A 20,292-nucleotide genomic window follows, 5' to 3' on the forward strand; every position below is an offset into this window, starting at 1 on the left:
GTCATTGCTCCGGCAAGTTGTCCGATCGGTTACAGACTGCTGCAGGCGCATGCCTGTCTAATACTTATGGCTGTGGTCGTTGACCGGGGATACTCCGAAAGCCTGTGTCCGGCGGTAGGCCAAGCTTCTCCCTCTCCTTTTATGCAGGCTGTTTCGGTCCACTCGCCGGTCTAGGTTCGGCGGAACCGAAACTGGATCGAGCATGAGACTCATAGTGATCATCCCGACCCTTGGCCGCAGCGGACAGGTCGCGCGCCTGCTTGGGTATTTGGGCGGCCAGACGAGGCTTCCTGACGAGGTCATAGTGTCGGCGCCCGACGCCACGCATGTCGAACTGCCGGAAAGCTGCCCTTTCCCGGTGTCGCTCGTTTTCGGACCGAAGGGACTGGCTGCCCAGCGGAACAGGGCTCTCGTACCTTCCCTGGGGCGCTTCGACATCATCACATTCTTCGACGACGATTTCGTTCCGTCCGCCGCATACCTGGAGCAGGTCGAGAAAGCTTTCGTGGAAAATGACGGATGGGCGGTGGTGATGGGCATGGTCGTCAGGGACGGGGCCACGAATGCCGGCCTCACCTGGGAAGATGCCGAAGCCGCCTTGCGGGAAACCAAGAGCAAGGAACATGATGGACCATCGGTGGTCGACCATGTCGGTGCATACGGATGCAACATGTCCTTCCGTTCCTCATTTGTGGGCGATTTGCGCTTCGACGAGCGCCTGGTCCTGTACGGCTGGCAGGAAGACATCGACTTCACCAGCCAAATGAGATCCAAAGGTCGCGTCGTCTGCGTGACTGCAATCACGGGCGTCCACCTCGGTATCAAGACTGGGCGGGTCAGCGGAAAACGGTTCGGCTACTCCCAGGTTGCGAATGCGATCTACCTGATCAAGAAGGGCTCCGTTCCGGCCTCTTTCGCGCTTCCCCTGATGTTCAGGAATATTGCGGCCAACCTCGCAAAGAGCCTGCGGCCCGAGCCGTATATCGATCGCAGGGGCAGGCTCAGGGGCAACATGCTGGCGATCCTGCACATCGCCATCGGACGAATCGAACCCGAATACATCCTGAAAATCTGACAGCGGGAAAGACAATGCGGAAATGGCTTGTGACGGTGGCGGCGGCTTCATTGGCGGCGGCGGCTGTCTGCCCCTTGCCGACGGTGGCTGCCGAGTATCTCCTCGGACCTCAGGACAAGGTCAGGCTCAAGGTTTACGAATGGCGCGCATCACGCGACGTGATCTTCGAATGGACGGCTCTCAACGACAGTTTCGTTGTCGGTGCCGACGGCACGCTCTTCCTTCCGTTTGTCGGCCAGATACGGGCGCAGGGCACCGCCCCCGGGGATCTCGCCCGCGCGATCGGCGACCGCCTGATGCAGCACATGGGCCTCGGCCGCCAGCCTGATGTCGCCGTCGAGATTGTCCAGTACAGGCCGTTCTACATAGTCGGCTACGTCACGCAGCCTGGCGAGTTTCCCTTCAGGCCCGGACTGACGGTTTTGCAGGCGCTGGGAATCGCCGGCGGCCTGCGAACACGCGAGGAAGACATGTCGAGGCTCGAGCGTGAAGTCATCGCGGGCCAGGGCGACGTGGGTCTGTTGGCGCTGAGCAGCGTCGGTCTGCTCGCCCGCAAAGCGCGGCTGGAATCGGAACTGGCTGGCAGCGACGACATCGCTTTCCCTGTGCAACTGAAAGACAGGGCTTCGAACGAGACGGTCGCGGTGGCGATGGACCAGGAGCGCAAGATCTTCGCCGTCCGCAAGGAAGCGATGACGACGCAACTCCGTTCCCTCCGCGAACTCAGGGATTTCCTGGAAAAGGAACTGACCTCGCTCGGCCAGCAGCTGGCCTTCCATGATCAACAGATTGAACTTATCCAGAAGGAACTCGCGGGTGTTTCGGCCCTTGTCCAGAAGGGGCTGGCGGTTGCACCGCGGGAACTCTCTCTGCAGGGAACGGTCGCACAGATGCAGAGCGACAGGTTGGCTGCCGAGACCTCGGTCTTGCGAGTCAGGCAGGAGATAAGCAAGACCGACATCGAGATCCTCAACCTCGGCAACACCCAAGCCAGCGAAGTCGCCGCGTCCTTGCGCGAGACGCAGCTGCAGCTCAATGAAGTAACCAGCAAGGCCGACACCGCAGTGCAGTTGCTGCACGAAACCGAGGTCACGGCCCCTGCTCTGCTCGCCCTTAGAGAGCGCGCCCAAAGGGCCAAGCCGATCTTCAAGATCGTGAGGACGACGGACAGCGGCTCGGAGGAGCTCGCGGCCGAGGAAACGACGCCGATCGAGCCAGGCGATACCGTGAAGATCGAGATCCCGCCGCCGCAATCCGGCTTGGCTGCCCTACCTGCAGGCGGCAGCGTGCAGGCGGAGACGATCCCGGTTCAGGGCACCAACTGATCAAGCTTGTATTGATTCAGCGAGGGCGGCAGTTCGCTGTCCCCATTGGCATGGACTTCGGAGGCTGAAACCGGCCGGAAGCCGCCTGGGAGTACGAAGAACACAAGGGCGCAAGAAAACTGGGGGCGACGCTTAACCGGATCGTCTACGCAATACCCTGGCACTTGCCATGCACTTTGAGGCCGCATATCAGTGGGCACACGCTGACGAAACCTTCCCTGCCGTAGTGAGGCAATCAGTCCTGCGGGTATCACTGGAGATGTCGGTGCTCATGAGTGCAATGGCTGTATCGGCGGCAGGCGTTCTGATGGGACTACGGTTCAAGGCTCCCGCCCTGATCGCGGCGACTGCGCTGCTTGTGATCGGAAGCTTTGCCTGGAATGGCCTTGGGTTGCCAGGTCATGTGACCGTCACCAAATTCCTGATCCTGGCATTCGTGCTGGCTTGCGCCTATCTCATCGGCCTGTCCCTGTCCGCCCACTGGAGGCGGAAGGAAGGGTGACCGGGTCGGGACTTCAGGAAGCCCTGTCGAAGCGCATCACTGCGAAAACCGTCCTGAACAAGATCACGATGTCGAGCCAAACAGACCAGTTCCGCACATACTGGCTGTCCAGCGCCACGCGGTTGGCGTAGTCCATATTGCTTCTTCCGCTCACCTGCCAGAGACCGGTGAGTCCCGGCCTCGTCCGAAGGTATTCGCCCAGGTGGTCGCCGTAGCGTTTGAGTTCGTCCTTCACGATGGGCCTTGGACCGACGCAGCTCATGTCGCCGCGGATGATGTTGAAGAGCTGGGGGAGTTCGTCGAGGCTCGACTTGCGGAGCATCCACCCAAGGAGGGTGACGCGCGGGTCGTTCCTGATCTTGTGGGTCTCCTCCCACTCCTTGCAGACATCAGGGTTGGCATCGAGATATGCTTTCAGAACTTCTTCCGAATTGGCAACCATCGAGCGAAACTTGTAGCAATCGAACGGCTTTCCGCCGAACCCGATACGGCGGTGCGAGAACACTGCCGGGCCTCCTGCGGTCATCCTGATCAGCAGGGCAACGACGATCATCACTGGCGCTGCCATGATAAGGGCCGTGCCCGCTATGACCAGGTCCATGATCCGCTTCAGGAGACCTCCGATAGGAGGGTTCGTCGTTCCCGCCCTGATGGTGGGCGACAGGTCTGTCAACACTGCCCCGGCACTGTTGTGGTCGGGTGCAGGAAGAACGTGCATGACTGCCGTTCGGCTGTCAGCCGCCACGGATAGAGGTGGCTGAACCCAGATCGGGGTTCCCTGATGCGACTCGAAGGCGTTTGTTGTCATGGGACGGTTGCTGTTTGAATTGTTCTAGTCAGTCTTCCAAGGTCGGGGCTTGTCGGCAAGAAAGGCAAAGGAGGTAGCGTGACGCTCCGGGGCTATCCCCCTAATCCCAAGGAATGATCCCCCTTCACGCTTTTGCGACTTCCGAAGGAGGAATATCTCGCCACTAGTTTCATGCTCTGCGGTGCTCGGACTTCATCGCGCGGGCCTTCGTCAGGAGCACGCCCAGGATGGTTGTCCTGCTGGCCTGCAGCGTCCTGACGAATTCCCGCAGCGTTTGGACATGTGTCTTGCCCCACTCGGCAACGACGACGACGCCATCCAGGACGGATCCGACAATCAGTTCGTCAGCTCCCGAGGCAAGCGTCGGCAGGTCCAGGATGACGATGTCGTAGGCGGCAAGTTCGTAGCCGGCAAGGTCGCGAGCGGTCAGATCCGAGAGGAACGCCTCCATGTTGCCTGGTGCCAGCAGGTGCCCGGCGTCCACCACCGAACTTGGAAGCAAGTCGAAGGGCCGCCCAGGAGCGCGGACGATGTTGAGCCGGACAGGGTCCTGGACCGGTTTATCGAGGGCGCTCGATGGGCCGAGCAGCCGGTGGGTCATGATCGGTCGCCTGACGTCGGCGTCAATTACCAACGTCTTCAGGCCAGACATCGAATAAAGCGTGGCAAGATTGCTGGCGACCGAACTCTTCGAACTGTCGTTGGATGCAGCCGTCAACCCAAGCAACTTGATCGGGCGGCTGGTTTCGGCAAGGCTGATTTCGGTTCGCGCTTTTCTGAGACTGTGGCTGTATCGGGAGTGCGGATATTTTGCCACTTCGTCGAGGTGGCCGGATTCGCTTCTCCAACTGATGGGCGGCAGTTCGCCGATACATTCGACATCCAGGTTGTCCCGGATGTGTCGTGGCGACCTTATGGTCCAGTCGAACGTATGCCTCGCAAACGAAAGTCCGATGCCGAGAATGAGCCCGGCGACCGCCGCGAAGGCTAGCATCAACTTCGGCCTTGGAGTGCTCGGATAGAGCGGCGCCGTCGCAGCTGTGATCACCCTTGCGTCGGCGACCGGGTATGACTGCTGGCTTACCGAGTTGGTGTAGGCTTGCAGGAAGCTCTCGTACATCTTCTGGTAGGTTTCAGCAGTCACCTCAAGTTCTTCGAGCGTCGGCACCGCGTTCGCCCCACCTTCCTCGTTGGCTTCATTGCCGACGCTGTAATCGTGCCGTGACCGGAACTCTTGCGCCTTCGCCATGGCCCCGTTCATCTGGGTGCGCAGCTGTTTGAGGCGCATCTCGAGCCACGCGCCGCCTTCCCTTGCCGCGTCGGCCTTGGTTTCGATCTGTTCACGCACGAAGGCATCGGCCGTGGCGTTCGCAACCCTGGCTGCACCTTCGGGATCGAGAGAGGTGAAGGATATGTCTATCGCGTAGGAAACGCCGACTCTGCGGACGTCGAGGCCGTTGCGGAAAATCAGCATGCTGCGCCGGGACTTTTGGTAATCGGTCAGCTTCGCAGGTGTTTCAGGCACGTCTAGGCCGAAATGCTCTCCAAGCGACGTGAACCAGGCGTCTTTCCTGAGCCCGAAAGCGTCGAGCAGGATTGCTCCTATCCTCTTGAATCTTTCCAGAAAAATCGGAGTCTGCGGACGGTTGAACTGGGGATCGTTGACCAGTTTCAACTGGTCGAGGACCATATTGGCGATCTTTTCCGACTGCATCACTGCTATCTGGCTTTCCACCTGGGCGGTATCCAATGACAGATCTACTTCGCCACCCTCCTGCAGGTGTTGTGGCAATTTCGGTTCGATCAGAATCTGCGCGCTGGCGATGTAAGTTGAGTCGGTGGTCGAATTGTAGAACCCGGCCACCAGGAGAGCCGCAGCAAGGCAGGCGATGATGGTTCCAACGTAGTGACGCAGAAATTCGGTTATGTCGGAGAGGCTAATAAACTCCTGACCGGCGGAAGCCTGCTGGTCCGTTGTCGGGGGCCATTGATTGGGGAACATGCGGTTCATTCAACTCTCCTGCAGGCGTGCCGGGAAATCCTGCGCGCACGCCGTCCCCATGCAGGCGGTCCATGGCATTCGGCCGATGTTTTCATTGAAAGCCGAGGCCCCGCGATCCCAGACTGCCGCGAAAGATTACGCCTGCGCCCCGGAAGGTAAACGCCGCCAATTGGCGTATGGACCCTACGCCCTATGGGAAGGGAGAACGCGCGGCAGCCCTGCTCTCGTCCTGTCGACAAATGACATCTGCTGTTCCAGCAACGCCTGCCGTCCGCGGTTGAGTGCCAGGTTCCGCGCGAGGACATCGATCCGCGCGGATATGCGTTCGGGGCTCTCGCCATTTTCCATCGCCTCCAAAGCGAACGCGGCGCAGTCCGTCATCCTTTCCACGGACGGACGCAGTGCCGCGGATTCCCTTTCGATTTCCACTTGAATGACCTCGAGAAGGCGAGCCAGGCGACCGAACCGCCTTTCGTCGACATCCTCGCGGAACGGGAACCTGAATGCGGTCAGCGGCATCTTGCAGCCCACCTTTCTCGTCAGCGCCCGAGCAGGACGCACCTTCCAGAATACAAGACCCCCGTGCTTGGACGAGACATCCTTTCGGCCATCGGCGGGCATGCTCCTATTGGATGAGGGCGCGCGAACCAGGGCGTTAGGGCTACTCGAATTCATGAAGGGGACTGCGTCCGACAGCATGCTACGACTGTTCCCTGTAACTGCAGAGCGGAAACCGTGACCGTGACCATAGTCGGCCAAGCCAGGCCAAACACATTTGCCTTCGAAACCAGTGCTCTGATCAAAGCCACTGGCTTCCGGGAATACGATGCGCGCTGGTGGTTCGGGCAGCCAGGCTCGGACAAAGAACCCGAAATCAATCTAATGGGCGTGCAGGCGATCGGCATGGGGCTCGGCACCTTGATCCGCCGAATGGGTGTCGGGCCGGACATCGTTACCGGCCATGATTTCCGCAGCTATTCCATGGCGATCAAGATGGCGCTGGTCTCCGGCTTGATGGCGGCTGGCGCACGCGTCAAGGACATCGGCCTGGCACTTTCTCCCACGGCCTATTTCGCCCAGTTCGCGCTCGACGCTCCGTCGGTGGCCATGGTTACGGCCTCCCACAACGAGAATGGCTGGACCGGAGTGAAGATGGGAGCGCAACGGCCTCTGACATTCGGGCCCGAGGAGATGACCGCTTTGAAGGCGCTCGTGCTGGACGGCGATTTCGATCTCATAGGCGGGGGAAGCTATGAATTCGTGCCCGGATTTCGCGAGAGATACATCGAAGACCTGACAGCCGGAAGGAACCTCGGCCGAAAGCTGAAGGTGGTGGCGGCGTGCGGCAACGGCACAGCGGGCGCTTTTGCACCGCAGGCGCTGGAAGGCATCGGCTGCGAAGTCATCCCACTGGACGTAGAGCTGAACCACACGTTTCCGCGCTACAATCCCAATCCCGAAGACATGCAGATGCTGCACGCGATCCGGGACAAGGTTCTGGAGACGGGTGCCGATGTCGGGCTCGGCTTCGACGGCGACGGCGACCGCTGTGGCGTGGTCGACAACGAGGGCAATGAGATTTTCGCAGACAAGGTCGGCGTCATGCTGGCGCGAGACATCTCCGGACTGCATCCGAAATCCGTCTTCGTCGTGGACGTCAAATCGACGGGGCTTTTCATGACAGATCCCGTTCTCGTGCGAAACGGTGCAAGGACTGATTACTGGAAGACCGGGCACTCCTACATCAAGAGGCGCGTTGCCGAACTCAACGCCATCGCTGGCTTCGAGAAGTCGGGACATTTCTTCTTCAACCCGCCGATCGGACGCGGCTACGACGACGGGCTCCTCACCGCGATCGCCGTTTGCGAGATGCTCGACCGCAACCCAGGCAAGACACTCGCAGACCTTTACCGTGATCTGCCGTTGACCTTCGGTACCCCGACGATGTCGCCCCACTGCCCGGACGAGGTGAAATACGGCGTGGTCGCGAAAGTTGTCGGGGAATTCACGAAAATGAAGGGGGACGGGATCGAGTTCGCTGGCCAGCCGCTGGCCAATCTCGTCACGGTGAATGGGGTGCGTGTCGTTGCCGAAGACGGCACATGGGGTCTGGTCAGGGCTTCGTCTAACAAACCGGAAATCGTCGTGGTGGTGGAAAGCCCCGTCTCGCCGGAGCGACGTCGCGAGATGTTCGAGGCTCTCGATGCCGTGCTGCGCCACAATCCAGAGGTCGGAGCCTACAACCAGACATTCTGAGAGGAATTGGCTGAGAGGAATTGGACCATGCCGGATCGGATCGTAAGTTTTGTCATGAGTGGGGGCGTCGGCTCACGGCTGTGGCCGCTCTCGCGCGAAGACAATCCCAAGCAATTCCATGACCTCTCGGGTGATGGCTCCATGCTTGCCAAGACTGTTCGGCGCCTCAAGGCGCGGCCGGACGGCGAGACGCCGGTTTACCTGATAGCCTCCGAACGGCATGCCGACCGCCTCATCTCGGACATAGTTCCGCTCGGCCTGAACGGCGGCAGACCCATCTTCGAGCCGGTCGGCCGCAATACCGCCGCCGCGGTCGCCATAGCCACCCTGCAAACGATCTCCGAACATGGCGCCGACGCGCTTGTGCTCGTGGTCCCCTCAGACCATCAGATAACGACCGAAACGCAATTCTGGGAAACCGTCGAGGCGGGCGTACCTGCCGCCGACTCAGGAAGTATCATCGTATTCGGCATCAAGCCGACGCATCCCGAAACCGGATATGGCTACATCGAGGCCACGGCAAATGACGACGGAGTAGCCTCAGTTTCGCGCTTTGTCGAAAAGCCAGACGCCAAGACGGCCTGCCAATACCTGTCTTCAGGAAGATTCTACTGGAACGCCGGCATTTTCCTGTTTCGTGCCGACACCATGCGGAAGGCTTTTCTCGACTTCCAGCCAGACATCTGGGACGCGGCGGAACGGGCCTATAAGGCCGCGCGGGCCGACGTCTCGGGCCTATACCTGCCACAGGGCTTCTACTCGGCTGTCCCCTCGACGTCGATCGACTACGCGGTCATGGAGCATGCGCGCGACATCGCGATGGTCACCGCTTCCTTCCGCTGGAACGACCTTGGATCGTGGCAATCGCTGCTGGAAGCCAGCCCGACGGACTGCGACGGCAACGTCGTAATGGGTGACATCGTCGCCATGGATTGCAACAACTCCTACTTCAGAAGCCAGGGCAGACTGCTGACCGTCGTCGGGATGAAGGATGTGGCGATAGTGGCGACGCCGGACGCGGTATTCGTCGCCCCCGTCAGCCACAGCCAGAACGTGAAAAAAGTCGTCGAACAGCTCGAGAAGAGCGGACGCCTCGAAACGAAATTCACCGCCTCGGAAGACCGGGTCGTCATCAGTGGCTCATGGCGCAAGCGCGTCGAACACTGGCTCTTCGAAGAAACCCTGCCGCTGTGGTCCACTGCAGGTGTCGACGATGTATATGGCGGCTTCCACGAGGCTCTCGGCTTCGATGCAAGGCCGTTGGGCAAACCCAAGCGCATGCGCACGATGGCTCGCCAGATTTACGCTTTCGCCGTCGCCAAGGAACGCGGCTGGGCTGGACCGGCCGACAAACTCATCGACCACGGGATCGACTTCATCGCGAAATACGGCCGCACCGACCGTGGCGGCTGGGTGCGCACTCTTAATCCCAACGGCAGCGTGGCGGACCCGACCGAGGACGCATACGACCATTCCTGCGTACTCCTGGCGCTGGCTCATGCTCATCGATGCGGCCATCAGGATGCCCTGCGGCTTGCACAACAGACATTTCATTTCGTCGACACCCATCTTGAGGACGACAGTCTGAGCGGGTTCCTCGAGAGCCCTGGCTGGAACGGGGTGCGGTCTTCGAACCCACACATGCACATGCTGGAATCCTTTCTTGCCTGGCACAGCGTCACCGGCGACCGCGCATATCTGCGTCGGGCGGCGCGCGTCATCGATCTCTTCCGGTGCCATTTCTTCGACCAGGAAAGCTGGACGCTCGGGGAACATTTCGACGTCGATTGGCTGCCGTTGCCGGGAGACAAAGGACAGTGGACCGAACCAGGGCATCATTTCGAATGGGCTTCGCTGCTAGTCGACTTCGCGCGGGCGAGCGGGCAAAAGGACCTGGTCGCCTACGCAAGGAAGCTCTATTCGTCGGCTGTCGCCAGCGGATTGAACCGGGCCACAGGTTTGGCTTACGCTGCCGTATCGCGGCAGGGAATGCCTCTCGACCGGCTCTCCCGCAGCTGGCCGCAATGCGAAGCCGTCAAGGCAGCCGTCGCCCTGGACGGCATTGGCGGGCCTGATCTGAAACCCGAGATCGAAGCTCGTGTCGCCCGCCTGTTCAGATGGCATATCGACCCCGCACCGCTTGGCTTGTGGGTCGACAGGATTGACGAGCGCGGAAGGTCACAGGCGACGGAGGTCCCCGCGAGCATCTTCTACCACCTGGTGACGGCGTTGATGCAGTATCTGGACAAGACTGGAGGACAGGTCGAACCTTTCCCGCTTCCAGCGTTGGATGTGAGCAAGACAGGTTTGAAGCAGGTACGGAGTCGCCGCTAATGCGCCGATCTTGGGATACGATGGTCGTGCTGCCGTGGGCCGCAAAAAGTGGGCTCCTGGCACCTTATGGCCGCCAGGTGGCGGCCTTGGCGTGCGCGCCGGCAGCGGTCGCTTTCGTGCTGGCGGTCGCCATGGGGCCGAGGTGGTAGGGAGTAGTAGCTACGGCGAATTCGGTATCCCATACCTCTGTGTCGCGGCTGCAAAGCGGGATAGTATGCTCGTAGGATATGCCCAAAGAGAAGCATTGAACGACATCTTCCGATCTTGGAACTGCGGTTAACTCGTCGGGGCGTTGTAATTTTGAGCCTATGAATCTTCTTCCGAACGGTTGAGACGCAACGATGGCAAAAAAAAAAGCGCGTACCAAGCCCAGCGGTGACCTTCTAAAACTGCTTGCTACCAGGCCGAGAGCGGTGGCGCTTGCTGCGCTGCACGTGAGTGAATCCGTGCTGCTGGAACTCGAAGCATCCGAGCTTTTGTCAGCAGCAGAGATCAGAGGATTGCTCAGGGACGCGTCGACGACGTTACGAAATGCCGCCGATCAAGTGGACAATCGCAGCTGTCTCATTGCCAGCGAAATAGTCGAGTCCATGCGGGAAAATTTCAAGAGAAACAAAACTTAGCCGTGCCGCCCTGTGCCGATTTCGAATCGTGGCGTCGGCGAGCCGGTGGAACCTGTACATTTTCAACGAAAAGTGCCGTCGCTACACCAATCGATAGTGGCCACTGAACGGATACTCATCACATCAAATTTGATGTATGTTCTATCCGAGGGAGGTATTTTGGGGTAGATATCGGGCGGGGTTGTAGATGACGTACGCTTCACATCCATTTTTGCGCGGAAATGAAAATCGTCCATCGTATGTCGGACTTAACGACGACGATACGGCGCTTATCAAGACGCTGGGATTCACGCCAAAGCGCTATCTGGCGGAGACGGTCATCGTCAATCAGGGCGAGGACAGCGATCGCGTGTTCATAGTCGAGTCGGGCTGGGGGTGCATTTCTCATGAACTCGCGGGCGGGCAGCGACAAATTCTGGATTTTGCACTGAGAGGCGATATCGTCCTGCCTCAGTCGTACTCGGGCAGCGCTCTTGAAACGTTTGTGGCTCAAACCGAACTTACGGTGTTGGTGGCTTCGACCAAGACGTTTACCCTTGCTGCAATGCAGTCGCCCCATCTCTTCTCCCTTGTTCTCGAAACCCTCGTGCACAACGGAGCGGTCATTGCTCAACATCTCACCAATGTAGGACGACGCAGCGCCCTGGCGCGGACAGCGCATCTCTTCCTCGAACTGAGGGCGCGCCTGGAACGAATTGGCTCGGTTACCCGCAACAGCTATGAATGCCCTCTCACCCAGTACGATCTCGCGGACGCTCTCGGCCTCACTCCGATTCATGTCAATCGAATGCTGCGGGAACTGCGCGAGCGCAAGCTTCTAGAATTCCGCCAAGGCCATGTTCACGTGCTCGATCAACCGGCCTTGACGAAATTTTCTGGATTCGAGCACGAGTATATCGAAAGCTAAGGCCTATCGGAGTCCGACGCCAAGGCCCCGAAGTTCTCCGGCTTCGCGGCATGGCTGGCAGTACAGCACCGTGATCAGATCCCAATGCATGCAGCCGTAGTCTTCGCCCAGGCGGCAACGAGCGCCTGAATCTCGAGATCGGCATGCCGGCGGCACGTCATGCAGTCGACTGAACGGCCCCATCAGATCTGCAGCTTTTTGCCGAGCAACCTCAAGCGAGCGGCGCCGGCTATCTTCCTGCTGAAACGTCAAACGTGCGCCCTTGCGGGGGCGAGGCTTGCACGTGCTGGCATCGGCGCGCATTCTGTCGATTTGCAGGAGCGTGTCAGCGGTGCCCTATACAGTGATCTGGTACGGGAAACAGGGGATCGTTGAAAAGACGCCCTTCGATGCCGAGAAAGCCGCAAGAGATCATGCGCTGGCGACGTTTCCTGGTCGAAAGCAGCATGAAGGCATCGTCGCAGTGGAAGTTCGCAAAGACGACGGGACGGTTGTATTCAGCCAAGCAGGGGGCAACTAGCGCTTACTTGGGGTGATCTTCTGGATCCTGACTTTGGTCATCGATCTCCTTGGCGAGCGCTTGCGCCTTTCCTTTTCCCTGGTCGTCAGCGCGGTGAGGCAGAGCGGTTTCTCGAACATGCTCACGATGCAGGTCGTTATCGTTTGTCGGTCGTCGCCAGACCTTTGCGCTCGTTCATTCCATGCTTCACTTTACATTAGCAGAGGCGCATAAATTCTCCAGCCGGCGGCATGTCCTCACAAGCATCCCATCGGTCAGGCCCGGCGTCCTAGCCCATCCCAACAAGGGGTGCCGGGCCGCTCCAACCAAATCGCTCACTGATCGAAAGCCCGCCGCCCCATTTGCGAAGCGACGGGTTCTTACCCCACCCCACACGTTTCAATGCAATTGCGGTGCCAAGCCTATTGACCCATTGCGGGCCACTTCTGGGCTAGGGGCTTCGTCGGCGCCTGTTTTCGACCGGTCGCTGTCCTGCAATGGGTACGTTCCAATACGGAATGATTCGCCAACTGACTGTGGAAGTGGGCACTCCAGACATCAGATGCCGCCAACCTCGACCTTGGAGCCGTCCAACAGCCGCGACAGACGATATGGACCAGGATCGACGACGGGTGTGTCGTTGGCGATTAGGTCGGCCGCCAACCGCCCCGATGCTGGTCCGATCCCGAATCCATGACCGCTGAACCCCGCCGCCAAAAAGAACCCCTTCAGCGCGGCGACTGGAGAGATGACGGGCACAGCATCTGGCGTGCAGTCGACATAGGCGCCCCAGCTTTCGGCCATCTCGACATTGGCAAGGCCGGGATAGAGGGCTCTGGCTCTGGCCAGAATCCTCGAGATCGTGCGCGGGTTGGGTGCCGGATCGAGGACGCGAATGCGCTCGAAAGGTGAGACCTCGTCGAGCCGCCAGCTAGCGAGCGCCTCTGGCCCGGTAAGGAACGAGCGCCCGATGCCGATCTCGATGGACTTCAGGCGCTGCTTGAACATCGGCAGAAATGAGCGCGCGTAGCGCAGGCCTTGCGGTGTGATCTCGAGGGTTGCCTTCCCACTGATCGCGACGGTGTAGCCGCCATCGAGACGCCGGGTGAGAGCGCAATCCGGGGTATAGATCGCTTCCGGCAGCTGCGGCCCCGGTTTCGTTCGCAGAATGCTCTGACGCACGCTTGCCTGCGGGAAAGCAATGCCTTGCTGGCGGCAAAATGTGGAAGCCCAGGCGCCACCGGCGCAGAGCACCGCACCGGCCTTGATCAGGCCTCGCTCCGTGACCACCCCCATCACCTGACCGTTGCTGACATCGAGCCCGCGGGCTGCGCATTGCTGGATGATTTTCGCACCATGGCCGCGGGCAGCCTCCGCCAGAGTGGGCGCGGCGAGCGCCGGTTCGGCCTTGCCGTCGTCGATCGAGTGCACGCCGCCTAGCCAGCTTCGACCGGTCCCCGCCGTCGCGGCGGTTGCCTCGGTAGCACTCAGCATCCGTGTATTGACGTCGAATCTGCGGGCGGTCTCGCGCCACCGCTCCCACTCCGCCAGTTGCCGCGGGTCGTTCGTCACATAGGTCAGCCCGCACCGTCGGAAACCGAGATCGCGGCCGGTCTCCTGCTGCAGCTGGTTCCAGAGTTGCAGGGCATAGGCGGCCAGAGGCAGCTCACGCTCATCGCGATTCTGCTGGCGGCACCAGCCCCAGTTCCGGGACGACTGCTCGGCACCGATATAGCCCTTCTCCACCAGCACAACCGAGATCCCGCGCTTGGCCAGAAAATAGGCGGCCGCCGAACCGACGATGCCGCCGCCGATCACGACGACGTCCATGGCGGCAGGCAAGACCTCATCACTGGAAATGCGCAGGACTGTTGGAGACATGTGCGGTAGCCGTTACTCGTCTGTGTGATTGGCAGCCCGTCGGCCGGATCGTGTCTGCATGCGTCAGTTTCCCGACGCCCTGTGATCCTTCGCCGCCATCCGCTCCAGGCGACGAACCAGGAGCGAAAGCGGGTAGGTCATGATCAGGTACATGGCGCCGACGGTGAGATAGAGCTCCATCGGCATGTAGTACTCGCTCGTCAGGTCATGGGCCCGCAGCATCAGCTCGGGCGCCGAGATCAGGGAGGCGACCGACGTGTCTTTCAGCAGCGATATGGCGGAGTTGCCCATTGGCGGAAGAATGATCCGCCAGGACTGGGGCAGGATGATGTAGCGCATCGTCTCCCCGCGGGTCATGCCGATGGCCTGCGCGGCTTCGTGCTGCCCGCGGTGGATGGCCTCGATTCCCGCGCGGTAGGTCTCTGCCATGTAAGCGGCATAGTGAAGGCCGAGGGCTATCACCGCGGCTTCGAATGCCGGAAGCACGATCCCGACGAGCGCCAGGCTGAAATAGATCAGAAAGATCTGTGTCAGGGTCGGCGTTGCGCGAACGAACTCGATGTAGACCAAGGCCGGGATCGAGACGATCCGCCGCTCAGATCGTCTGGCGAGCGCCAGGAACAAACCCGCGACAGCACCGAGAATGTAGGCTGCCGCTGCCATCTTCAAGGTGTAACCGGCGGCCACGAGGAGCTGAGGCATCCACTCAGTTGCGAGGGTTTCGGCTTCGACCAGGGTCATTGTGCGTGCGCCCGTGCCATGCGGCGCTCGAGTAGCCGCGTTGCCAATGACAGCGGCAGGCTCATGCAGAGATAAAGTGCCGCCACCAGCAGGTAGATCTCGGTGGCAAAGAATGTCTCGGATACCAGCCTGCCGGCGTTGAACATCATCTCGGGCGCGGCCACCGCCGAGGCCAGCGAGGTATCCTTGAGAAGACCGATCGCGAAATTGGCGAGTGGTGGCAGGACGACGCGGATCGATTGCGGGAGGATGATGTAGCGGAATGCCACCATCCGGGTCATGCCGATGGACAGCGCCGCCTCGGATTGTCCTTTGTGGATTGATTGGATGCCGGCGCGGAATACTTCCGAAAGGTAAGCGCCGCCATTTATGCTGAAGCCGGTGATCGCCGCGGAGATGGGGTCGAGCCGGATCCCGATGGTCGCAAGGCCGAAGAAGATGATGAAGAGCACGGTGAGCAGAGGCAGACCGCGGAATATCTCGACGTAAATATGGGCGATGGTGCGCAGCAGCAACGACTGCGACGTCGAGAATGCGCCGAACAGGATGCCCAAGACAACCGACCCGACGAACCCGCCGACCGTCACGATGACAGTTATGACCGCCCCGCTCAGCAGCGCATCCAAGAAATGGGGCAGATGCGTGATCCAGGCCGGCCAGTCCGCCGCCGTCATTGATATGCCTGCCGGCCTAGCACTGCGCGCAGAAAAGTCTGCGTCCGCAGATGCGAGGGCGTTCGGAAAATCTCCCCCGGCGATCCCTGCTCAACCACCGCACCGTGGTCCATGAAGATCACGCGGTCCGAGATCTCTTCGGAAAACTTCATCTCGTGGGTGACGATGATCATGGTCATGCCTTCCGAAGCAAGCTGCTTCATGACGCTCAACACTTCACCGACGAGTTCCGGGTCGAGCGCCGAAGTGGCCTCGTCGAAAAGCATGACCTTGGGGCGCATCGCCAGCGCGCGGGCTATCGCGACGCGCTGCTGCTGGCCGCCAGACAGCATTTCGGGGTAGGCGTCCCGCTTGTTCGCGAGCCCAACCTTTTCCAGCAGCGCAAGGGCTGCTGCCTCCGCCTCCGTTGCCGGCATCCTGAGGACTTTCATCGGCCCGATCGTGATGTTCTGCAGCGCGGTCAGATGCGGGAACAGATTGAAGCGCTGAAACACCATCCCCATGCCCGCTCGGAGACGAGCAAGCTCACGGTCTTCCATGTCGATATAGCGGTCGCCGACGAGCTTCTCGCCAATGAGCTGGCCGTCCACGTAGACATGGCCCCCACTCGGCTTCTCAATTCTGTTGATACAGCGAAGCAGCGTCGTTTTGCCGGAGCCGCTCGGCCCGATGATCGAGACCTTTTCGCCGCGGCGCACGTCAAGGTCGATCCCCTTCAGGACATCGAGGCTGCCATAGCTCTTGCGAAGGCCTCGGATCCGGACGATCGGTTGATCCGCCGCAGCCCCGTCCGTTGCGGCATTGTTGGTTTCTATCGACTGGACTGGGTCGTGCATCAGCGCAATTCCGTCTTCGGCCGCACTGGCGCATATCGGGTTTCTGCGCCGTCCGTTGCCTATCGATGTGGATACGCCGGCGGGCTCACCTGGCCCTCCGGCGCCGGCAACCGAGCTCACGCAAACAGTGAAGTGAAGTCTTTCGGCGTATGCGCCGCTGGTCCGAGGATATTGCCGCCGCCATCCCGGTCCACCCCAACGCGGGGATTTTTAGCCGGCGCCACGAGATAGTCCGGGCTCGTCATGCCGTTCTTGGCAAGGATATCGGCATTGGTCTTTGACGACCAGAGCCACTTGATGCCGGCGTTGAAAGCATCAAGCAGGTCCGGGTTTTCCAGACTCATTCCCATCACGGCGATGCCCTTGTCGGTCAGGAGCGGATAACCTTCGGTCGACCGGAGCGGGACCTGCTTCAGCTTGAGATCGGGATTTTTCAGCACCATGTAATCGACCTCGGGACCGTCGAGGAACGCGAAGTCAAGCCGACCCGCCTGCACGTCGCGGATCGCCGCGTCGTCGGTGTCATAGAGCTTCACTTCCTTGGCGTCGGGGATCTTCTTGAGATCGGGGACGAAATTGTAACCGACGCTGGTGCCCAGGCTATAGCCCTTGAAGTCCTCGATGCCGATCGAGTCCTTGAAAGGCATATCCTGCCGCATGGTGGCGAGGTTGCCGGCGTAATAGATGGCGTCGGTCAGCAGCATGGCGTCCGCTCGCTTTGGCGTCCATGACATATTGCCGACCATGATGTCGGCCCGGCCGCTCCGGATCGCCTCGATTGTGGCGGACCATTGCATGATCGCCGGCTTCACGCCGAGACCAAGCTTGTTGGCGATGGCGGCGATCATCTGGGCGTCGCTGCCCATGATCTTCCCGTCCTCATAGCCCGTCATCGGCATGGCACCGCTCATGGCGATGGTAATGACGCCGTCTTCGACCGTCTTGAACTTGGAGGCAGCCGCCAGGGCGGCCCGGCCGAGCAGAGGCGCGGCCATCATGCCCACTCCCACGATGGCGGTCCGCTGAAGCAGACAGCGCCGAGATAGTTGCGTCCCGATCTTGTGCATTCTAACCCTCTTGTTCATTAAATTATTGTTGTATTCATTTTATTGCACAAAATGAAGGAGCACGCAACGGCTCGATTCGCAGAGGCGCCTCGGAAGGAGCACGCCTTTTTCAGAGATGCGCATCCATGATGCTCATGATCCACACCACACGAGCGGGTTCGCCGTACGGGTTCACGATCTTGTGGGGAATGTCGGCGGGGAACTGAAAGCTGTCGCCTTCTTCCAGGTCGCCGGACCTGTCGCCGACCTGCAGACGAGCGCGCCCCGAGAGCATATAGCCACCCTTTTGGCCCTGGCTCTGGAGGACATCCTCGCTCTCGCTGCCCGGTGGCAGCGTTACGATCATGAAGCGCAAATTCTGATCATTGCGCGGTGACAGTAACTCCTTGACCAGCTTGGTTTGTCCCACAATCAGCGTCTGGCGCTGAGATTTGCGGCAAATGAAGTCCGGAATTTCCCGTTCGGCACTGCTCGCCGCAGGGAGATCGGACGACTGCAGGAATTCCCACAAGTTCATGCCAAGCGCCGCGCGCAGGCTCTGCAGCGTGCGGATTGACGGATTGGATCGGCCCCGCTCGATCTGACTGATTATGCCTGATGACAAACCGGCCCGCTCGGCAAGTTCCGCAATCGTGAGGTTGCTTGCAATCCTGAGGCTGCGAACCCGCTCGCCCAGAGAGACGGCATTGGTCGAGACAGCCTCGGCTATGGTCGCGGATTGGTCGGTCATGGCCCTGCTCTGCTTTGCGCCCCGGCTATTGGCCTTCATTGATTGAACCCTTTTTCGGCGATTCGCAGCCAGCGTCACCCCAGCCAATTCGACAGATCTCGGTTGAGTGTTGCGGACGAAAACAAGCCGCTCCAAACGACCCATCGCAGGCCGCCTCGGCTAGTAAGTTGACGCAATTTTCACTTTAATGAATACCCCATAGCATGCTGCCCGACAAGCGGAACCGGTTGGGCCACCACAGTGGAGCCTGGACAACCAGCAGCAGGGCCGGCCTCAACCCGAGGCGAACTCGGAGAGTTCGTCGGCGGCTTCCTGAATACCCTGTGCAGCCGCTCGCTCCAGCCAAAGGCGACCCGCTACCGGGTTCTGTTCCCCGGCAAGGCCATTGGAGAGATAGCGCCCGAGCATGAGTTGGGCATGGCCATGTCCCCGCTCGGCGGCGGCGGTGAACCATTTCTGCGCTGCCGCCGGGTCGAGCGACAGACCCTGGCCGCTCCCGAACTGCGCGCCGATCGCAAACATAGCCCCGGCGTGGCCGGCCGCGGCTGCCCGTTTGAACAACTGCGCGGCAGCCACGGGCAAGCATGCGCCGCCGCGCCCGTTGAGGAGCATTTCGGCAAGCGCCACTTGCGCGTCGACCATGCCAGCGTCGGCCGCCCGCTCAAACCAGAAACGGGCCTGCTTCTGGTCGGCAGCCACGCCGCGCCCATCCTGAAGCATTCGCGCGTACGCATATTGCGCCTCGACCACGCCTTCGGCCGCGCGCCTCACCCATTGCGCCGCCTGCTCCTCGTCCTTTCGCACGCCGACACCCTGGGCAAAACAGAGCCCGAGGTTGAACGCTGCAATCAGATCGCCCGATGAGGCCGTCGCCTCGAACCATCCGGCAATGCTGGTACGGTCGTCCGGCTCGCCTGCTCCTCCGAGGACCAGATTGGCAAAGTCGACCTGCGCTTCCTGATTTCCGCCATTTGCGGCAGTGCGCAGCCAGCGCGCTCCCTCTTCGACGTCCTGGGCGACACCATTTCCCGAGAGATAGAGCGATGCCAAGGCACGGGCGGAGGCCTGATGGCCTGCATCGGCCGCCCGCCGATACCACGTTGCGGCCTCCGCATAGTCCGGCTGCGAACTCTTCACATGCCGATCGCCGAGACGATAGGCTGCCTCGATATTTCCTGCCAATGCGGCGCGCCGCATCCACGCCTCGCCGGCTGCGATATCTTGATCTGCAAGGCCACCATCGATGAGCCCCAATCCCAACCGGAACTGGGCCGAGGGAAGGCCTTTCTCCGCGGCAAGCTGATACAGTCGCGCGGCTGCCGCCCGATCAACCGGCACGCCGCGCCCATGCTCGGTCAGGACCCCAAGGAGGTAGATTGCGGTCGGCAGGCCGGCGTCGGCAGCGCGTCGAATCTCAGTGGCAACCTTGACCGTCTGCGCAGGTTGCCTGCGCTGGGCGAGGGAAAGAGCAAGGCCCAGGCATCCCTCAGGGCAGCCGGCCGCCGCAGACTTCTCATACCAACCATGCGCCGCATCGAGGTCGCGCAGCGCTTCGGGGCCTCTGCTAAGGATATAGGCGAGGATTGCCTGCCCGGTCGCGGAGCCGGCTTCGGCTGCTTTTTTCGCCAGACCGAGCGCTGCCGCGAATTCCGGTTCCCGCGAGGAATCCCGTTCGAACAAGCTTTCCGATCCGATGCGATTGCCGTCGGGCTCCTGCGCCACCAGTCCAGCCACGTAAAGCGCGGCGAGAAGCGACTGGGCCTCGGGGTTGCCATGATCGGCCGCTCGCCGCAGCCAACGCGCGCCTTCCGACCGGCTTGGCGGCACACCCAAACCCTCGAGATAGCAACGAGCCACCCGGTATTCGGCCTCGGCGATCCCGGCGCGTGCCGCAATTGCCATGAGCGGAAAGGCTTCTGAAGGCTTGCCACTGTCAGAAAGCTGGTTCGCCCGGCGCAATGCCAGCGCTGGAGAGGCAAGGGCGGTCAGCCGGTCAAGGATTGCCATCGATGCGAGAACTCATACCTCCGTT

General features: G+C 60.9%; 18 protein-coding genes. 8 read left to right on the plus strand and 10 right to left on the minus strand.

Features of this window, described 5'->3' with window-relative positions; translation table 11 throughout:
• Positions 1-202: 202 nt before the first annotated feature.
• From AC1RZR_RS30490 to AC1RZR_RS30500, 3 genes are all read left to right on the plus strand, one after another.
• Entirely contained in the window at positions 203-1,075 is an 873-nt protein-coding gene (locus AC1RZR_RS30490; protein ID WP_477273163.1) for a glycosyltransferase family 2 protein, read from the plus strand.
• A 14-nt stretch (positions 1,076-1,089) separates the two neighbouring features.
• Positions 1,090-2,400: a polysaccharide biosynthesis/export family protein gene (locus AC1RZR_RS30495; protein ID WP_477273161.1), complete on the plus strand. Its 1,311-nt coding sequence runs from the start codon at positions 1,090-1,092 to the stop codon at positions 2,398-2,400.
• 265 nt (positions 2,401-2,665) lie between these two features.
• Positions 2,666-2,902: a hypothetical protein gene (locus tag AC1RZR_RS30500; protein ID WP_477273159.1), complete on the plus strand. Its 237-nt coding sequence runs from the start codon at positions 2,666-2,668 to the stop codon at positions 2,900-2,902.
• A 13-nt stretch (positions 2,903-2,915) separates the two neighbouring features.
• Here the strand turns inward: AC1RZR_RS30500 and AC1RZR_RS30505 are convergent, their stop codons facing one another.
• The 3 genes from AC1RZR_RS30505 to AC1RZR_RS30515 all read right to left on the minus strand — a co-directional run bounded on the left by AC1RZR_RS30505 (position 2,916) and on the right by AC1RZR_RS30515 (position 6,231).
• On the minus strand, positions 2,916-3,710 hold the full coding sequence (locus AC1RZR_RS30505; protein WP_477273157.1) for a sugar transferase: 795 nt from the start codon (positions 3,708-3,710) through the stop codon (positions 2,916-2,918).
• 169 nt (positions 3,711-3,879) lie between these two features.
• Complete coding sequence (locus AC1RZR_RS30510) at positions 3,880-5,721, minus strand: GumC family protein (protein WP_481826941.1); 1,842 nt, start codon at positions 5,719-5,721, stop codon at positions 3,880-3,882.
• 174 nt (positions 5,722-5,895) lie between these two features.
• Positions 5,896-6,231 (minus strand): hypothetical protein, encoded by a 336-nt coding sequence (locus AC1RZR_RS30515; RefSeq protein ID WP_379092779.1) that lies wholly within the window; start codon positions 6,229-6,231, stop codon positions 5,896-5,898.
• A 216-nt stretch (positions 6,232-6,447) separates the two neighbouring features.
• Between AC1RZR_RS30515 and AC1RZR_RS30520 the strand changes: the two genes are divergently transcribed.
• The 5 genes from AC1RZR_RS30520 (at position 6,448) to AC1RZR_RS30540 (ending at position 12,352) form a co-directional block, all read left to right on the plus strand.
• Positions 6,448-7,968, plus strand: a complete 1,521-nt coding sequence (locus tag AC1RZR_RS30520) for a phosphomannomutase/phosphoglucomutase (RefSeq protein WP_481826942.1) — start codon at positions 6,448-6,450, stop codon at positions 7,966-7,968.
• 27 nt (positions 7,969-7,995) lie between these two features.
• Positions 7,996-10,302 (plus strand): mannose-1-phosphate guanylyltransferase/mannose-6-phosphate isomerase, encoded by a 2,307-nt coding sequence (locus AC1RZR_RS30525; protein ID WP_477273150.1) that lies wholly within the window; start codon positions 7,996-7,998, stop codon positions 10,300-10,302.
• Positions 10,303-10,643: 341 nt separating this feature from the next.
• Positions 10,644-10,925, plus strand: coding sequence for a hypothetical protein (locus tag AC1RZR_RS30530; RefSeq protein WP_477273148.1), 282 nt, complete (start codon positions 10,644-10,646; stop codon positions 10,923-10,925).
• Between the two features lie 187 nt (positions 10,926-11,112).
• Positions 11,113-11,832 (plus strand): Crp/Fnr family transcriptional regulator, encoded by a 720-nt coding sequence (locus AC1RZR_RS30535; RefSeq protein ID WP_379092791.1) that lies wholly within the window; start codon positions 11,113-11,115, stop codon positions 11,830-11,832.
• A gap of 277 nt (positions 11,833-12,109) precedes the next feature.
• Positions 12,110-12,352, plus strand: a complete 243-nt coding sequence (locus AC1RZR_RS30540) for a hypothetical protein (protein ID WP_477273146.1) — start codon at positions 12,110-12,112, stop codon at positions 12,350-12,352.
• A 537-nt stretch (positions 12,353-12,889) separates the two neighbouring features.
• Here the strand turns inward: AC1RZR_RS30540 and AC1RZR_RS30545 are convergent.
• From AC1RZR_RS30545 to AC1RZR_RS30575, 7 genes are all read right to left on the minus strand, one after another.
• Positions 12,890-14,212, minus strand: a complete 1,323-nt coding sequence (locus tag AC1RZR_RS30545) for an NAD(P)/FAD-dependent oxidoreductase (RefSeq protein ID WP_481826943.1) — start codon at positions 14,210-14,212, stop codon at positions 12,890-12,892.
• A 63-nt stretch (positions 14,213-14,275) separates the two neighbouring features.
• A complete protein-coding gene (locus AC1RZR_RS30550) occupies positions 14,276-14,953 on the minus strand; it encodes an amino acid ABC transporter permease (protein ID WP_477273142.1) in 678 nt (225 codons plus the stop codon).
• Complete coding sequence (locus tag AC1RZR_RS30555; protein WP_477273140.1) at positions 14,950-15,627, minus strand: amino acid ABC transporter permease; 678 nt, start codon at positions 15,625-15,627, stop codon at positions 14,950-14,952. The genes AC1RZR_RS30550 and AC1RZR_RS30555 overlap by 4 nt, the downstream gene beginning before the upstream one ends.
• Positions 15,624-16,463, minus strand: coding sequence for an amino acid ABC transporter ATP-binding protein (locus tag AC1RZR_RS30560; RefSeq protein WP_481829153.1), 840 nt, complete (start codon positions 16,461-16,463; stop codon positions 15,624-15,626). Before AC1RZR_RS30560 ends, AC1RZR_RS30555 begins: the two co-directional genes overlap by 4 nt.
• A gap of 116 nt (positions 16,464-16,579) precedes the next feature.
• The gene (locus tag AC1RZR_RS30565; RefSeq protein WP_481826944.1) at positions 16,580-17,461 is read right to left on the minus strand and encodes a substrate-binding periplasmic protein; all 882 of its coding nucleotides are present in this window, start codon (positions 17,459-17,461) and stop codon (positions 16,580-16,582) included.
• A 178-nt stretch (positions 17,462-17,639) separates the two neighbouring features.
• On the minus strand, positions 17,640-18,260 hold the full coding sequence (locus AC1RZR_RS30570; RefSeq protein WP_477273134.1) for a cupin domain-containing protein: 621 nt from the start codon (positions 18,258-18,260) through the stop codon (positions 17,640-17,642).
• Positions 18,261-18,533: 273 nt separating this feature from the next.
• Complete coding sequence (locus AC1RZR_RS30575) at positions 18,534-20,267, minus strand: tetratricopeptide repeat protein (RefSeq protein WP_477273132.1); 1,734 nt, start codon at positions 20,265-20,267, stop codon at positions 18,534-18,536.
• Positions 20,268-20,292 lie beyond the last annotated feature (25 nt).

This window comes from Mesorhizobium bavaricum (assembly GCF_056781655.1).

Coding starts and splice junctions, on each gene's coding strand:
- AC1RZR_RS30560 (WP_481829153.1), bottom strand. CDS start 16,463: ATGCACGACCCAGTCCAGTCGATAGAAACCAACAATGCCGCAACGGAC.
- AC1RZR_RS30490 (WP_477273163.1), top strand. CDS start 203: ATGAGACTCATAGTGATCATCCCGACCCTTGGCCGCAGCGGACAGGTC.
- AC1RZR_RS30565 (WP_481826944.1), bottom strand. CDS start 17,461: ATGATGGCCGCGCCTCTGCTCGGCCGGGCCGCCCTGGCGGCTGCCTCC.
- AC1RZR_RS30495 (WP_477273161.1), top strand. CDS start 1,090: ATGCGGAAATGGCTTGTGACGGTGGCGGCGGCTTCATTGGCGGCGGCG.
- AC1RZR_RS30555 (WP_477273140.1), bottom strand. CDS start 15,627: ATGACGGCGGCGGACTGGCCGGCCTGGATCACGCATCTGCCCCATTTC.
- AC1RZR_RS30525 (WP_477273150.1), top strand. CDS start 7,996: ATGCCGGATCGGATCGTAAGTTTTGTCATGAGTGGGGGCGTCGGCTCA.
- AC1RZR_RS30545 (WP_481826943.1), bottom strand. CDS start 14,212: ATGTCTCCAACAGTCCTGCGCATTTCCAGTGATGAGGTCTTGCCTGCC.
- AC1RZR_RS30575 (WP_477273132.1), bottom strand. CDS start 20,267: ATGGCAATCCTTGACCGGCTGACCGCCCTTGCCTCTCCAGCGCTGGCA.
- AC1RZR_RS30530 (WP_477273148.1), top strand. CDS start 10,644: ATGGCAAAAAAAAAAGCGCGTACCAAGCCCAGCGGTGACCTTCTAAAA.
- AC1RZR_RS30505 (WP_477273157.1), bottom strand. CDS start 3,710: ATGACAACAAACGCCTTCGAGTCGCATCAGGGAACCCCGATCTGGGTT.
- AC1RZR_RS30570 (WP_477273134.1), bottom strand. CDS start 18,260: ATGACCGACCAATCCGCGACCATAGCCGAGGCTGTCTCGACCAATGCC.
- AC1RZR_RS30515 (WP_379092779.1), bottom strand. CDS start 6,231: ATGCCGCTGACCGCATTCAGGTTCCCGTTCCGCGAGGATGTCGACGAA.
- AC1RZR_RS30550 (WP_477273142.1), bottom strand. CDS start 14,953: ATGACCCTGGTCGAAGCCGAAACCCTCGCAACTGAGTGGATGCCTCAG.
- AC1RZR_RS30510 (WP_481826941.1), bottom strand. CDS start 5,721: ATGAACCGCATGTTCCCCAATCAATGGCCCCCGACAACGGACCAGCAG.
- AC1RZR_RS30535 (WP_379092791.1), top strand. CDS start 11,113: ATGACGTACGCTTCACATCCATTTTTGCGCGGAAATGAAAATCGTCCA.